Annotated in this window: 14 protein-coding genes; 3 read left to right on the plus strand and 11 right to left on the minus strand. The window is 66.4% G+C overall.

The window, feature by feature from the left end:
• Positions 1-103: 103 nt before the first annotated feature.
• Together BMI85_RS18080 and BMI85_RS18085 are read right to left on the minus strand one after the other, a co-directional pair.
• A complete protein-coding gene (locus tag BMI85_RS18080; RefSeq protein ID WP_168174816.1) occupies positions 104-772 on the minus strand; it encodes a Hint domain-containing protein in 669 nt (222 codons plus the stop codon).
• Positions 773-1,034: 262 nt separating this feature from the next.
• The gene (locus BMI85_RS18085) at positions 1,035-1,682 is read right to left on the minus strand and encodes a sulfotransferase family 2 domain-containing protein (RefSeq protein WP_078602273.1); all 648 of its coding nucleotides are present in this window, start codon (positions 1,680-1,682) and stop codon (positions 1,035-1,037) included.
• 97 nt (positions 1,683-1,779) lie between these two features.
• On the opposite strand from BMI85_RS18085, the gene BMI85_RS18090 reads away from it, so the two are divergent.
• Positions 1,780-3,408 carry an AMP-binding protein gene (locus BMI85_RS18090; RefSeq protein ID WP_078602274.1) on the plus strand — a complete coding sequence of 543 codons (1,629 nt, stop codon included), beginning with the start codon at positions 1,780-1,782 and terminating at the stop codon, positions 3,406-3,408.
• 49 nt (positions 3,409-3,457) lie between these two features.
• Here the strand turns inward: BMI85_RS18090 and BMI85_RS18095 are convergent, their stop codons facing one another.
• From BMI85_RS18095 to BMI85_RS18130, 8 genes are all read right to left on the minus strand, one after another.
• On the minus strand, positions 3,458-3,808 hold the full coding sequence (locus tag BMI85_RS18095; RefSeq protein ID WP_078602275.1) for a hypothetical protein: 351 nt from the start codon (positions 3,806-3,808) through the stop codon (positions 3,458-3,460).
• A gap of 11 nt (positions 3,809-3,819) precedes the next feature.
• Positions 3,820-4,593, minus strand: coding sequence for a DUF6478 family protein (locus BMI85_RS18100; RefSeq protein ID WP_078602502.1), 774 nt, complete (start codon positions 4,591-4,593; stop codon positions 3,820-3,822).
• A 152-nt stretch (positions 4,594-4,745) separates the two neighbouring features.
• Positions 4,746-5,342: a hypothetical protein gene (locus BMI85_RS18105; protein WP_078602276.1), complete on the minus strand. Its 597-nt coding sequence runs from the start codon at positions 5,340-5,342 to the stop codon at positions 4,746-4,748.
• Positions 5,343-5,478: 136 nt separating this feature from the next.
• Positions 5,479-6,114: an ATP-binding cassette domain-containing protein gene (locus BMI85_RS18110; RefSeq protein ID WP_078602277.1), complete on the minus strand. Its 636-nt coding sequence runs from the start codon at positions 6,112-6,114 to the stop codon at positions 5,479-5,481.
• Positions 6,111-7,766, minus strand: coding sequence for a hypothetical protein (locus tag BMI85_RS18115; protein ID WP_078602278.1), 1,656 nt, complete (start codon positions 7,764-7,766; stop codon positions 6,111-6,113). Before BMI85_RS18115 ends, BMI85_RS18110 begins: the two co-directional genes overlap by 4 nt.
• A 7-nt stretch (positions 7,767-7,773) precedes the next feature.
• Positions 7,774-8,973, minus strand: coding sequence for an ABC transporter substrate-binding protein (locus BMI85_RS18120; RefSeq protein WP_078602279.1), 1,200 nt, complete (start codon positions 8,971-8,973; stop codon positions 7,774-7,776).
• An 11-nt stretch (positions 8,974-8,984) separates the two neighbouring features.
• On the minus strand, positions 8,985-9,590 hold the full coding sequence (locus BMI85_RS18125) for a CDP-alcohol phosphatidyltransferase family protein (protein ID WP_078550868.1): 606 nt from the start codon (positions 9,588-9,590) through the stop codon (positions 8,985-8,987).
• Positions 9,587-11,716 (minus strand): bifunctional TVP38/TMEM64 family protein/FAD-dependent oxidoreductase, encoded by a 2,130-nt coding sequence (locus tag BMI85_RS18130; RefSeq protein ID WP_078602280.1) that lies wholly within the window; start codon positions 11,714-11,716, stop codon positions 9,587-9,589. Before BMI85_RS18130 ends, BMI85_RS18125 begins: the two co-directional genes overlap by 4 nt.
• 134 nt (positions 11,717-11,850) lie before the next feature.
• Between BMI85_RS18130 and BMI85_RS18135 the strand changes: the two genes are divergently transcribed.
• Together BMI85_RS18135 and nagA are read left to right on the plus strand one after the other, a co-directional pair.
• Entirely contained in the window at positions 11,851-12,672 is an 822-nt protein-coding gene (locus BMI85_RS18135; protein ID WP_078602281.1) for a BadF/BadG/BcrA/BcrD ATPase family protein, read from the plus strand.
• Entirely contained in the window at positions 12,660-13,802 is a 1,143-nt protein-coding gene (gene nagA / locus BMI85_RS18140; RefSeq protein ID WP_078602282.1) for an N-acetylglucosamine-6-phosphate deacetylase, read from the plus strand. Before BMI85_RS18135 ends, nagA begins: the two co-directional genes overlap by 13 nt.
• Here nagA and serB read toward each other — a convergent pair.
• The gene (gene serB / locus BMI85_RS18145; protein ID WP_078570757.1) at positions 13,778-14,650 is read right to left on the minus strand and encodes a phosphoserine phosphatase SerB; all 873 of its coding nucleotides are present in this window, start codon (positions 14,648-14,650) and stop codon (positions 13,778-13,780) included. The two genes, nagA and serB, sit on opposite strands and share 25 nt — an antisense overlap.
• Positions 14,651-14,683 lie beyond the last annotated feature (33 nt).

A 14,683-nucleotide genomic window follows, 5' to 3' on the forward strand; every position in this document is an offset into this window, starting at 1 on the left:
GCCCGCCTCCCACCTGCCTCCAAGACAAAGGAAAACGCCGCACCCTGGTCATGGGTGCGGCGTTCGGCCTGTCAGTTGATCAGGAGGGAATCAGGCCGGGCTATCACTCTGCCGCGTAAGCGTGCGCGGTCAGATCTTCGTCGATGAGCCCTGCAACGATCGAGCGTGCCATTTCAAGCGACAGCGTCTCGTAGTTCGGGCCTGCATCATCGTCGAAGAGTGCTTCGAGCCGGTGGCTGTTGATCGAACCGCAATGGACCATGCCAGAACCATTCGCGTAGACGATCTCCTCCTCCTCAAACTCCAGCACGATCACGTCGATCGGACGGTGGGGTGTAATCCGATCGATCCCACGATAGCCTTCAAGAGCAGAGGCAGGGATTACGGCGAAGGGGTCACCGTAAATTGCCTCGGCCATGTCGCTTTCCACCATCATGTTCTGTTCAGGCAAAAGCAGCATCGGGGTTTTGTTGCCCAACGCGCCGACCGGCACGGCGAGCGGCTTGCGATGGTCCGGGCAACGCCCGTGACCGAGCCAGAGTTGAGTTCGCTTGACGTCCACGACGGGACGTAGGCCACTGTCGAAGGTCATGACCATGTCGCCAACCGCAATTGCTTCCACCGGGCGCCAGCCCATAGCGGTCGCGATTCGCGTTCCGGCAACGATCCCCGAAGCAGCCCCGTTATCGAGCACTCGCCCGGAGGTTGCGCCCGCCAGAGCGGAATCAAAGGCGCAATCGTCGTTCCAAGTCGTCGTTGCACTGCGGGTCATGTCGGTCTTCCTTCTGAAAGTCGGCGAGGCCATTTCTTCGTCCTACCTAGATCAATTGATTCCTGGGGAGTTTCCGGGGCCGAAAGGTGACCGAAATGTGGCAAACCTATACTTTCGGACAGTAAGTTGCTCACGGACCCGTGATTGACCTATCTTTTTGGATAGGGGTTCGCGCGTTTGACCTATCTTTTTGGATAGGGGTGCGCTCACAGACCCGTGAGAATCGCCCAAATTGCGTCGCAAATTGCAATTGCACGAAAATTTAGAATCGGTAACCGAACCGCGCGATGTCCTCGGCACAGAGTTTCGAAACCACTTCAGCATCGAATTCTGAAAAATACCCGCGCCAGTTGCGCTTCCGCTCGGAGATGTTGGATCGCGCGAGGGGAGTCACGGAAAAACCGAGATGTGACGCGAGGGGGGCGGCATCGGCTTCGACATCTTCGAGGCGAATATAGAGGTCACAAATCTCCTCACCGTCGGGCAGCCGCATGTAGCTGGCATAGGGGGCCGCGGCGAGCGATGCCTGCGTGTGCGGATGGTTAAGGAAGTCCGAAAAGCTGAGCGACTTTGCTAACGCCACGGCGGGATGCGCCATCCGCTGCTCGCGCAACCAATGGTAGTAGCTGACAACCCGGTCCCACGGGTTCCGCACCAGCGTGAAGGTGAAATAGCTGTGTGCCTCATCTTCGCTATAGAGACCCAGACCGTCGCTCAGCGTGGAATGCTTCCAAAGCCGCCCCCGGGTCTCGCGCCCCTCCAACCTGCGTTTGCGCCGCCGCGCTTTGGGCGTATCACCGATCAGCAGGTCATCCGCCATCGCGCGGTTCTCCAGCGCGAGCGTCAGCGCCGTGCCACCCGTCTTCGGGATATGAACGAAGATGTAGCGGCGGCCATGCGAAACGATCATGCGCGCGACACTAGCTGTGACGAAAGATGACGCAAACCCTCTTTCCTTTCGCGCGATGCCGCCTGAAGATGCCCGGACAATTTACGTGGAGGATTTCATGGGCTGGCTTGCCGACGAGACGGGTCTGGAGAAATGCGCGGCGAATTACGCACCGCTTACACCTTTATCGCATCTCAACCGCGCGCTGGAGGTCTTCCCCGAGCGACCGGCGGTGATCTACGGCAGCCGCTCTTACAGTTACGTTGATTACCACGCGCGCGTGAGTCAGTTGGCCTCCGCCCTCAAGGCGCGCGGCGTGAAACCCGGCGACGTGGTGGCGACGATCCTGCCCAACACCCTGCCCCAGATCGAGGCGCATTTCGGCGTGCCCGCCTGTGGCGCGGTGCTCAACGCGATCAATACGCGGCTCGATGTCGATACCGTCGCCTATATCTTCGAACATGGCGGTGCGAAAATCGTGCTTTGCGACGTGGCCTTCCTGCCGGTGGCCGAAGAGGCCGTGAAGAAGATGAAAGGCCCCGCGCCGCAGATCATCGAGGTCGCCGACCCCGAGCACGGCTTCGAGCCGACCGGGCATTACCTCGAATATGAGGCGCTCGTGGCCGAGGGCGATCCGATGTTCGACTGGATCATGCCCGAGGACGAATGGGAGAGCATCGCGCTCAACTACACCTCCGGCACGACGGGGCGGCCCAAGGGCGTCGTGTATCACCACCGGGGCGCCTATCTTTCGACTCAGGCCAATGCGATCTCGTGGCGGATGCAGCTCTATCCGGTTCTGCTGACCATCGTGCCGCTGTTCCATTGCAACTCGTGGACCCATAGCTGGATGGTGCCGATGATGGGCGGCACGGTCGTCGGCTGCCGCGACGTGACTGCGAAGGCGATCTACGACGCGATCGCGGATCATGGCGTGACGCATTTCGGCGGCGCGCCGATCGTGCTGAACACGATCATCAACGCCAAGGACGAACATCGCCGCGCCTTCGATCATGTGGTGGAGGTCTTCACCGCCGGTGCGCCCCCGCCCGCCTCGACGCTGGCCGCGATCGAGCCGCTGGGCTTCAACGTCACGCAGGTCTACGGGCTGACCGAAACCTACGGCCCGGCGGTGGAATGCACATGGAAGCCCTCCTGGGAGGGAACCGAGGGCGAGGCCCGCGCCGATCTGAAGGCGCGCACCGGGGTCTCGATGCCGATGCTCGAGAAGGTCACCGTCTACGATCAGGGCAAGGAGGTCGCGCGCGACGCCCAGCACCTGGGCGAAATCGTCTTCCGCGGCAACATGGTGATGAAGGGCTATTTCAAGAACCCGCAGGCCACGCGCGAGGCCTTCGAGGGCAGCGTGTTCCATTCGGGCGACATCGCCTTCATGCATCCCGACGGCTACATCAAGATCACCGACCGCGCGAAGGACATCATCATCTCGGGCGGCGAGAACGTCTCCTCGGTCGAGGTGGAGGGCGTGATCTGCGCCCATCCGGCGGTGTCGCTCGCCTCGGTCGTGGCCAAGCCCGACGAGACCTGGGGCGAGGTGCCCTGCGCCTTTGTCGAGCTGAAGGAGGGCAAGGAGGCGACCGAAGAAGAACTGATCAAGTTCTGCCGCGCGCGGCTTGCGGGCTTCAAGACGCCCAAGCGCGTGATCTTCTCGGAACTGCCGAAAACCTCGACCGGAAAGATCCAGAAATTCGAGCTGCGGGCGGTCGCCAAACTGCTCGACGCGTAGGTCTACTTACTACGCGCGCGCCCGCGCGCGAGGGACGCGCGTGAAATGCTCAGCTTTCGCTCTCGGCGCAATGCTGGCGGAAGGCGCGCGACAGCATGTCCAGCTCGGCGCGCAGCAGGTCGATCTCGGCGCGCAGATCGCCCGCCAGCGGCGCGCCTGCGACCAGCGAGAAGCGGTCGATCACCTCGCCATCCGCCTTACGGCAGACGAGGAAGGTCAGCACCCCCTCGCTCAGCAACTCCGCCGGGATCGGCTGCACGATGCGCCAGTCGCCGGGCGCGCCGCTGACCGACAGCCCCTCGAGCACCTCGCCCTGATGACGCACCTCCAGATCGGGCGCCTCTTTCTCATGGCTCACCGCTTCCCAGCGCCCTGCCTTGATCCGCGTGCTGTCCAGCATCCTCGCCTCCGTCACAGTTCGGCGCGCGGGTAGCGCGCGAAGGTGAGATCGCGGATCACCACCTCGTTCATCCGTGGGTTTTCAAAAATCAGATCGACCCACGCCTTTTCCAGCCGCCGCTCGTTCATCCGCGTATAGGCCAGATCGAATTCGACAGAGCGCGCGCCGTCGCCATGGGGTAGTTCGCGCACCAGCTGCTCCGAATTGGGGCCGTGCTTGATGTTGAGGCGGCAGAACACTTCCAGCTCCCGCTCGCAGTCCAGCTGCATCTCCAGCCGGATGAGATGGTTGAGTTGCAGCCCGCCAAGCGCCGCGTCGGGCAGGTCGAGCACCAGCGACAGGAACGACCCTTCGAACCGCAGCACATCGAGCCGCAGCCCGAACGGCGCGAGCGTTTCGCCCTTCGTATTGCGGATCTGGCGCAGCGTGATCTCGGAGCGCGGGCAGTCATGGAACAGGGTGAGGTCATCGCCAAGCTTGTCGCGGCTTTGCGCCCCCGCGATGCCATGCGGATGCGCCTTCACGCGCCACAGCGGCGGACGCCACGCCCAATCGCTGCCCGACGGTTTGCGCACAGAGCTATCGCCGGGAAAAGCCGTCAGCCGCTGTTCGGTCGCGCGCAGCACCGTGTCGACTTCGTTGCGCAGGGCGCGGGCACGTGCGCGCAGACCGCGAAGCCCCTCCGGATCCAATGCAGGGACCTTGGACGCCGCATCGCGCCAGCGCCGCAAGCTGCGCCGCTCGGCAATCCGTTGCAACAGCGATCCGCCGTTCCGTCCTGCCATGTGCTGCCCTTCTTTCCCGCCTGCCGGTGCCATCTGCGGCATCACAGCAGTTATTCCTTATCATCGGGTTGCGAGAAAGGGGGAATTTCCGCACGAACTCATCGCGTTCCGGGGTTTCGGCCGGGAAGGTGACGATGCGTCGGCTTGGGCGGTCAATTCGCGGCGCGGATCGCGGCGATGAATGTCTCCAGCAATTGCCGCTGCTGGGCATAGCTCATTTCGCCTTCCTTCAGCGGCATCACCGACAGCGCCGTGATCCGCCCGCCAAGGGCCGTGACGCCCCGCAGATAGGTCTTCGCAATCGGCGGTCCGCCCGTGCCGGAGCGGTCCTCGACCCGCAGCAGCAAGGTGCCATTCGAGATTTCGGTGCCCTTGATCGTGACGTCAGCGGCTTCGCCCGAGCGCGACAGCGCCGCGCGCCCGATTTCGGAATGGAAGAAATCACCGATTTTCTTGAGCCGGTCCTGCGACAGCTTGCCGGAGCCATCCTCCAAGGCGGGCGGCCCGACCGTGACGCTCAGCAGCGCGGGCTCGGGCGCGTGGGCATCCTCGGCATTGCCGGAGATCGCCGCGCAATTGCCAAAGAGCGCGAAGCCCCCCGCGCCGGAATTGCGCAGGCTTTTCGGATCGATGCACCAGCCTTTCGGCGCCGCCACCGTCAACGCGCCATTGGCCAGCGTGGTGCGGGCCTTCGCGACCTGCGCCGTGCCGAATGACGTCGGCTGGCAGGCGGCCAGCAAACCGGTCATCCCCAGCGCGAAGGCGAGGGGTTTCAAAAGACGTGACGAGCGGTGTCCGACAGCAGAAATCATGCGCTTGGAGATAGCCTCAGGGCGCTCATCGCGCAAGTCTGCCGGGTTTCGCCGCAATGCGGCTGCGCGGGGTTCAGCCCAACGCGATCCGGCGCGAAGCCGCCGCGCCGTCATCCGGATCGTGGCTGACCATGAGGCAGGGGATACGCTCGGCTTGGAGATGCTGCAGCGTGAAACTGCGGATCTCGGCCCGCAACTCCGCATCGAGCGCGGCGAAGGGCTCGTCGATCAGCACTGCACGGGGCCGCGCAAGCAGCGTACGCATCAGCGCGGCACGGGTGCGCTGCCCGCCCGATAGCGTCGCCGGGTCGCGATCCGCCACGCCTGCAAGCCCGGCCCGTTCCAGCGCAGCCTCCACCGCCGCGCGCCGCGCCGCCTTGCCCTTCACCTGCACCGACAGCCCGAAGGCCAGATTGTCGCCGACCGAGAGATGCGGGAAAAGCTGCGCCTGCTGAAACAGCATGCCGATGCCGCGCTTTTCGGCGGGCAGATGCGTGACGCTTTTGCCATCGAGCCGCACATCGCCCGAAGCCTTGAACGCACGCGGCAGATGGCCGCCGATATGGGCGAGCAGGCTCGACTTGCCGATCCCGGAGGGCCCCATCAGGCAGACGGTCTCTCCGGGTGCCACGTCCAGCGACAGCGGCGCGAAGAGCGGCGCGGAGACGCCGGGCGCGGTCAGGCTCAGATCGATCAGTTCGAGGCTCATGCCACTCCTCCGCGCAAGCCGCGCCGGTTGCGATGCCACCATGCCGGGACCGCGAGCGCCAGCGCGAAACCCACCCATGGCAGCGCCGCCTGCATGAGCGCAAGGATCGCGGCCAGCCGCCGATCCGCCCCGGACGCCAGCGCCACGGCTTCAGTCGCCAGCGCCTGAACGCGCCCCGCCCCGGGCAGCAGCACGGCGAGATATTGCGCGACCGACACCGCGACCCCGATCGCCGCCGCCGCGCAGATCGGCCCCAGCAGCATGGGCAGCTTGATCCGCAGCAGCCGCCGCGTCGGCCCAGCCCCGAGGCTCGCCGCACTGGCGAGATGGGCACGGTCGAGCGCGCGCCACGGCCCGGCCAGCGCGATCATCACATAGGGAAAAACGAAGAGCAGCTCGGCCCAAGTCACCGCGACCGGCCCCGGCAGCAGGCCAAGCCAGAGAAACCCGGTGGTCAGACCCTGCAGAAACCCGATCTGCGGCAGCAAGAGCGGCAGGACAATCAGCGCGCCCAGCGGCAGGCGCTTGCCGGAGCGATCCTCGCTTTCCAGCCAGAGCATCGCGAGGATCAGCGCCAGCGCGGTCGAGATGAGCGCAAGCGTCAGGCTGGTCAGCGCGGGCCCCGCCCAGTCGGCGCTGGCCCAGCGTTTGAGGGTCAGATCGGCGGGCAGCGCATCGGGAAAACGCCAGAAGCTCGCGAGGCTCCACAGGATCAACGCGCCAAGCGATCCAAGCGCCAGCAGCCCTCCCGCCCCGATCAGGCCAGCACCACTCCAGTTCCGCCGCGACTTGCCGCGATGCCCATTGCGGATCAGCGCCTTGCCCAGCCGTGCCAGCGCGCGCTCGCCCCCAATCCACAGCGCCGCACTCGCCCCCATCACGGCCAGCAAGATCACCGCCAGCGCCGAGGCGGGCACCGCCTGCGCGGGATCGGGCGCGCCGTAGAGCCGCAGGATGCGCACCGCCAGCGTCGGCGGGTTCGACGGCCCGAGAATCAGCGCCATGTCGACGACCGACAGCGAGAAGGCCAGCACGATCAGCACCGGCAACCGCAGCGCCGGGTACAGCTGCGGCCAGACGATCCGCGCCCAGACGCGGCCCGCCGCGTAGCCAAGCGCACGCCCTGCCGCCATCTGCTCGGCAACCGGGCGCTGCGCGGCGGCCACCAGCGTCATCAACGTCAGGAACGGCACCTCTTTCAGCATCAGCCCGAGGATCAGCGACAGCCCCCACGGATCGCCCAGCGTCACGATCTGCGGCGGCAGATCCCAGCCGGTCGCCCAGGGTGAAATCAGCCGCGCCGCCCAGCCCGAGGGCGCGATCAGAAAGGCCAGCCCGATCGCCAGCGCCGCATGAGGCACCGCCAGCAGCGGCGTCAGCCAGCGCGACGCCGATTGCCGCGTCACCAGCCAGCGCGCCAGCGGGATCGAGGCCGCGAGCGACAGCAGCGCCGCCCCCAGGCCAGTCACCAGCGTCAGCCGCAGAGAGGTGAGGATACCGGGCGCGGCCAGGGCCTCGGTGAAGCCCTCCCAGCCCAGCGCGACGCGCCCCAGCCCCGGCTGCCAGCCGAAACCGGTCGCCAGCGTCAGCGCCGCGCCGAGCAATACCGGCGCGCCGATCACCAGCGTCAGGATCGCCCCGGCGAGCCGCATCAAACCCTCACTTCGTGTAGCGCTGCGCCCAGTCCTCGGTGAGCTTGGTCATCCAGCTCGGATGCGGCTCGGGGAGCGTCGGCCCGAGATCGTTCAACGTCGGCAGCGCGGGCGCGGTAGGCAGGTCCGCGAAAGCCGCCTTCGCGTCGGCATCCAGCTTCGCCGGATCGAGCACCGAGAAACTACCCAGCACGCGGATGTCCTGCATATGCGCCTGCGTGGCCGGATCGAGCAGGAAATTCGCGACCAGTTCCGCCCCCGCCCGATGCGCGGCATTATAGGGAATCGCGACGTAGGAGATATTCCCGATCGTGCCGCCATCGGGCACCCAGACGCGGACCGAAGGCGGCAGCACGCCCTGCTCGATCATCGCGGCGGGCGCGGCCGGATCGAAGAACATCGCGAAATCGACCTCACCATCGGCCAGCAATTGCGCCTGTACGCTCTCGTTCTCGGGGAAGGATTTGCCTTCACGCCACATCAGCGGACGCAGCGCGTCGTACCATGCCCAGAGCGGCGCGGTTTCCTTGGCATAGGCCTCGTCCGTCACAGGCTGCGACAGCGCCGCCGGATCGGGCGCCAGCTCGACCAAAGCCTGCTTGAGGAAGCTCGCCCCCATGAAATTCGACGGGTTGGGGTGGGTGAAGCGGCCCGGATGCGCCTTAGCCCAGTCCAGAAGCCCCGCCATATCCTTCGGCGGATCGCTCACCCGCTCCGCATCATAGGCGAAGGCGAATTTCGCGAGCCGCCACGGGCTCTCGTACCCTTCTGTCGGCACGGTGAAATCGGTCGTCGCCGCCGAGCCTTCGGACAGGTCGAGATATTTCGCATTGGGCAGATCGGACACGAACGGCCCATGCAGCAAGCCCGCCTCTTTCATCGCCAGAAAGTTCGGCCCGTTGATCCAGATGAGGTCCACCGCACCGCCCTCATCCTTACCCGCCGCCTTCTCGGCCTGCACGCGCGAGACAGCCTCGGCAGTGTCGGACAGCTTCACCTGTTCGACCGTGACGCCGTATTTCTCCTGCATCTGGTCGGACACCCAGTCGATGAAAGCATTGGTGCGCGGATCGCCGCCCCAAGCGTTGAAATAGACCGTCTGGCCCTTCGCCTCGGCTTCCGTTTGCGCCCAATCGGCGAAAGCGGGCGCGGCAAGCGGCAGCGCGAGACTCGCGGCAAGAACCGGGGCGGCAAGAAGGTTTCTCATACTCTCTCCGTTCAGGAAAACGCCCGCCAGCCCATCAGCCAGCGGGTCACAGTGGTCACGAAACAGGCGACGGCGAAGAGGCCCGCGAGTATCGGGAAGGCCTGCGGAAACAGGCAAATCGCCGCGAAAAATAGGATCGTCTCGGCCCCTTCGGTCAGCCCGCCGAGGTAGTAGATGCCTTTGGTCGGATAGGCATCGGTGCTCATCCCGCGCTTGGCGGCGATGGAGGCGAAGGCGAGGAAGCTCGATCCGGTGCCGACGAAGGCCGCGATCAGGATAGTCGCGGCCAGTGCGTTGCGCGCAGGATCGGCCAGCGCGAAGCCCACCGGGATCAGCGCGTAGAACAGAAAATCGAGCGCAATATCGAGGAACGCCCCGCGATCGGTCGGCCCCTTGATCCGCGCGATGGCCCCGTCGAGCCCGTCCGCGATCCGGTTGATCAGGATCAGCGCCAGCGCCAGCCAATAGGCATGGAATGCCAGCGCCGGGATCGCCAGCAGGCCCAGCGCGAAGCCCGCCACCGTCACCTGATCGGCACGGATACCGCGCGCGGCCAGCGCCTCGGCGGGGGGCTGCATCATGGCACGTTGCAGCGGCAGGAGAGCTGCGTCGATCATCCGCGCCTCCAGGACATGAAACGCTCGGCGATCCGCAGCGTGCGCGGGTTCACATGAGCCTGCCGCCAGCGCCCGGCGGCGTTCTTCGCGGCCTCGGACCAGCTGGGATAGATATGCGGCGTCGAGAGGATCTTGCCCAAGCCCAGCCCGTGCCGCATCGCCAGCGCGAATTCCGCCAGCACCTCGGCCGCGTGCGCCCCGCAAACTGTCGCGCCGAGGATCTTGTCGGAGCCCTCCGCGGTGACGATCCGCACGAAGCCCTGCCCCGCCCCTTCGGCGAGCGCCCGGTCCAGATCGCCCAGCGGATAGGTCGTGACCTCGTGATGCACGCCCTCGGCCTCGGCTTCCGCCGCCGTCATTCCCACCCGTGCCAGTTCGGGCGAGGTGAAGACCGCATGCGGGATCGGCGCGGCATGGGCCTTGAAGCGCCAGAAGGGGGAGGCCAGCGCATTGGCCGCCGCGATCCAGCCCTGATGACCTGCGGCATTGGTCAGCTGCAATGGCCCCGCCGCATCGCCCGCGGCGTAGATATTGGGCATGAGGGTTTCGAGGTAGTCGTTCGTCTCGATCACCTTGTTCGCCGGAATGCCCAGCTCCTCCAGCCCGAAGCCTTCGAGCCGCGCCTTTCGCCCGACCGCGACCAGAAGCGTGTCGAAGCCGAGTTTGGAGCCGTCCTCCAGTTCCAGCCATTTGCCGCCTTCCGCACCGGAGTCGTCACGCCCGAAACGGATCGCCTTCGCGCCGAGCTTCAGGTCGACCCCATCGTCGCGCAAAGCCGCCGCGATGGCATCCGAGGCCTCCGTATCCTCACGGATCAACAGCCGTTCCGCCGCCTCGACCACGGTGACGCCCGCGCCCAGCCGGGCCAGCGCCTGCGCGATCTCGCAGCCGATCGGCCCGCCGCCGAGGATCACCATTCTCTCAGGCGGCGCAGGCATCGCGGCGAGCGCCTCCCACAGTGTATCCGACGTCAGCGGCTCGACTGATCCGATCCCCTCGATCGGCGGGATCACCGGGGCCGCGCCGGTCGCAAGCACCACTCCGCGCGTCGTCAGGCGTTCATCGCCCACGCGCACCGTCCAAGGGTCTTCGAGCCGCGCATGACCTTCGATCACCTCGACGCCCAAACCCTCATAGCGCTCCACCGAGTCATTCGGCGCGATCTGCGAGATCACCTCGGAAATCCGCTGCGTGACCATCGGCCAATCGACCGAGACATCCGCGCGCACGCCCAGCGCCTCGGAGCCGCGCGCCACGCCCGCGGCCCGAGCCGAGGCGATCAGCGCCTTCGACGGCACGCAGCCGAAATTCAGGCAATCGCCGCCCATCGGGCCTTCCTGCACGAGCGTCACCTTCGCCTTGGCTTGAGCTGCGACATAAGAGGCCACCAGCCCCGCAGCCCCCGCGCCGATCACGATCAGGTTGCGGTCAAACTTGGCCGGGCGCTCATAGCCGCGATAGGCCCGCTTGCGTGCCCAGACCCGCAGCGCCGCGCGCGCCACCCAGGGAAACACCGCCAGCGCCGCGAAGGCGCCCAGCAGCCCCGGCGAGACGATCCCCGACAGGCTGTTCAGATCGCCCAGTTGCGCGCCCGCCGCGACATAGACGGCCGTGCCGGGCAGCATGCCGAGCTGCGAGACGGCATAGAATTTCCACGCCTTCATCCGGGTCAGCCCGAAGGCGAGGTTAATAACGAAGAACGGCACGACCGGGATCAGCCGCAGCGAGAACAGGTAGAATTCCCCGTCGCGCGCCGCCCCTTTCTCGATCTTCGTGAGCCGCGGGCCAAGCCGCCCGCGCACCCAGTCGCGCATCAGATAGCGCGCGACGAGAAAGGCCAGCAGCGCCCCGATGGAAGACGCGAACGAGATCAGCACCAGCCCCTGCCAGAACCCCAAAAGCGCGGCACCCAGCAGTGTCAGCCAGACCGCGAAGGGCAGCGACAGCGCCGTCACCACGACGTAAGTGACGAAGAACCCGATGGGCAGCGCCAGCGGATGCGCCTCGCGCCACGCGGCAAGGCTGTCGCGCAGCGCGCGCAACCGCTCGGGGTCGGGATCGGCCACCAGAAAGGCCGCGATCACCGCCAAAGCGATCAGGCCAAGGAATATCAGAGGTTTGCGCATGGTCCTCCCGTGGGTCACGCCCCAGTGATAGAGGCGATGCGATCTTTCCCCAAGTCGTTTCGCGCGCGGATTTCGTTACGCGCTTTCTCTCGGGGCCGCTATTTGGCACTGTTACGCACAAAACGGAGGCGGGGATGCATTTCATTGCAGTCGATGGCGGAGGCAGCGGGTGCCGGGCGGTGTTCGCCGACGGTTCCGGCCGTGTCATCGGGCGTGGCGAGTCAGGCCCTGCGAATATCGCGTCGGACTATGACGAGGCGCGCCATCACATCTTCACCGCCATCGAAACCGCGATGAGCACTATCGACGCGCGCGAGATTCGCGCGGTGCTCGGGCTGGCGGGGGCGAACCATGCGCCGGCCGCAGAGGCCTTGGCCGCCGAACTGCCTTTTCCCGCCCGCGTCGTGCAGGACGTGACGACCTCGGTGCGCGGTGCGCTGGGGCCCGAGGATGGGATCGTTGCGGCCATCGGCACCGGCTCGTTCTTCGCGCGGCAGCTGGACGGGCAGCAATACGCGATCGGCGGCTGGGGCTTGCGGCTGGGCGATGAGGGCTCGGGCGCCTGGATCGGCCGGGCGCTGGGGATGCGGGCGGGACGCGCGCTCGACGGGTTCTGCGCGGTGACGCCGCTCCTGCGCGAGTTGCTCGAAGAGATGGATGGGCGCAACGGGTTGATCGCTTTCAGCCTCGACGCCACCCCCGCCGATTGGGCGCGGTTTGCGCCGCGTATCCTGCAATCGACCGACCCCGCCGCCGTCGCCGTGCGCGAGGCGGCGCAGGCCGAAATCCGCGCGGCGATTGCGCTGCTGCAACCCGAGGAACCGCTTCCGGTGACGTGGCTCGGCGGGCTTGGGCAAGGTCTTGCGCTGGGCGACTGGCCGCAACGGGCTGCGAAAGGCAACGCGCTGGACGGCGCCTTGGCATTGGCGATGGAGGATGCGTTTTGGACAAGCTGATCCTGACGGGCGCGCGCGTTTTCGACGGCACCGCCTTCCATGAAAACCATGCGATTGTGCTGGAACAGGGTCGAATTTCGGCGCTGTGTCCGATCGCGGAGATGCCCGAGGGCGAGATTGTCGAGTTTCCGGGCGGCACGCTCGCGCCCGGTCTCGTCGATCTGCAGGTGAATGGCGGGGGCGGCGTGATGCTCGACGGGCACGCGACGCTCGAGACGATCTCCACCATCTGCGCCGCGCATGCCAATCTCGGCGCGACCACGATCCTGCCGACGCTGATCACCGATACCCGCGCCGCGACCCAGACGGTGCTGGCCGCTGGCATCGCCGCCGTCACGCGCGTTCCGGGATTCGGCGGGCTGCATCTGGAGGGCCCGCATCTCGACCCGAAGCGCCCCGGCTGCCATCCGCCCGGCTGCATCCGCCCGCTGGACGAGGAAGACATCGAGACGCTGTTGGAGGCGAAGACCGGGCTGCCTACGCTGATCGTGACGCTCTCGCCCGCCAATGCAACGCCCGAGCAGATCGCGCGGCTGTCCGAGGCCGGGATCATCGTCAGCCTCGGCCATTCCGAGTGCAGCTTCGCCGAGGCTCAGGAGGCCATCGCGGCGGGCGCGCGGATGGTCACGCATCTTTTCAACGCGATGAGCCAGCTGGGTTCGCGCGAGCCGGGCCTCGTCGGCGCGGCGCTGTCGCAGCGGGTCTCCGTCGGGCTGATCGCGGATGGCATCCATGTGCATCCCGAGACGATCCGGCTGGCGCTGGCGGCGAAACGGCAGGGCGAGGTCTTCCTTGTCTCCGACGCGATGGCCTGCGCCGGGTCCGATCTGATGGAATTCGAGCTCGCCGGTCGCCGCATCCTGCGCAGTGACGGGGCGCTGCGGCTGGAGGATGGCACGCTTGCCGGGGCCGATCTGTCGCTGCCGCAGGCCGTGCGCTTCATGATCGAGACAGTTGGCGCATCACCGGAACAGGCGCTTGCGATGGCAACCCGTATCCCGGCCGAGGCGATCGGCGCGCCGGTGGGCCGGATCGCGCCGGGTCTCGCGGGCGATCTTGTGCATTTCGATGACGACTGGCGCCTAACGGAAGTCTGGCAGGGCGGTCAGGCGAAATCCTCGACCGCGTAGCCCTGAATGTAGAGCAGCGCGCTTAGATCGCCGAAGTTGATCCGGATGTCGCATTCCGCCGCGACCGAGGGTTTGGCATGCAGCGCCACGCCCGCACCGGCGAGCTTCAGCATCCCCAGATCGTTCGCCCCATCGCCCACCGCCATAACCTGCGCGTGATCTAGTTTCAGCTTTTCCGAAATTTCCAGCAAAGCCTGAACCTTTGCCTCGCGCCCGAGGATCGGCTGTGAGGGCACGCCCGTCAGCTTGCCATCCTCGACCAGCAGCAGGTTCGCGCGGTTCTCGTCAAACCCAAGCGTCTTTGCGACATAGCCGGTGAACGCCGTGAACCCGCCCGAGACCAGCGCGCAATAGGCGCCGTTGGCCTTCATCGTCGCGACCAGATCGTGCCCGCCCGGCATGAAGCTGATGCGCTTCTCGATCACCTCGGAAATCACGCTCTCGGGCAGACCTTTCAGCAGGCCCACGCGCTCGGTCAGCGCGCCCTCGAAGTCCAGCTCGCCATTCATCGCCCGCGCGGTGATCTCTTTCACCCGCTCGCCCACACCCGCGACATCGGCCAGCTCGTCGATGCATTCCTGCTGGATCATCGTCGAGTCCATATCGGCCAGCAGCATCTGCTTGCGCCGCCCCTCCGTGGGCTGCACGACCAGATCGACGCCCAGCCCCTGCAGACCCTCCCAAGCCTGCCAACGATTCGACGGCACGCGGTCCACCATGAACTCCGCCGCGACATTCGGGTTGAGCCAACGCGCCGCGCCACCACCCCATGCACCGCAAAGCGCATCCAGCGTGCCTTGATCCAGATTGGCCTCTTTCGGGTCAGCGATCAGCGTGGCGGTAAACATGCGCGCTCCTTGGGGAATGTCGGTTCAAATGTC

The sequence above is a fragment of the Thioclava sp. DLFJ4-1 genome (assembly GCF_002020145.1).
Taxonomy (GTDB): domain Bacteria; phylum Pseudomonadota; class Alphaproteobacteria; order Rhodobacterales; family Rhodobacteraceae; genus Thioclava; species Thioclava sediminum.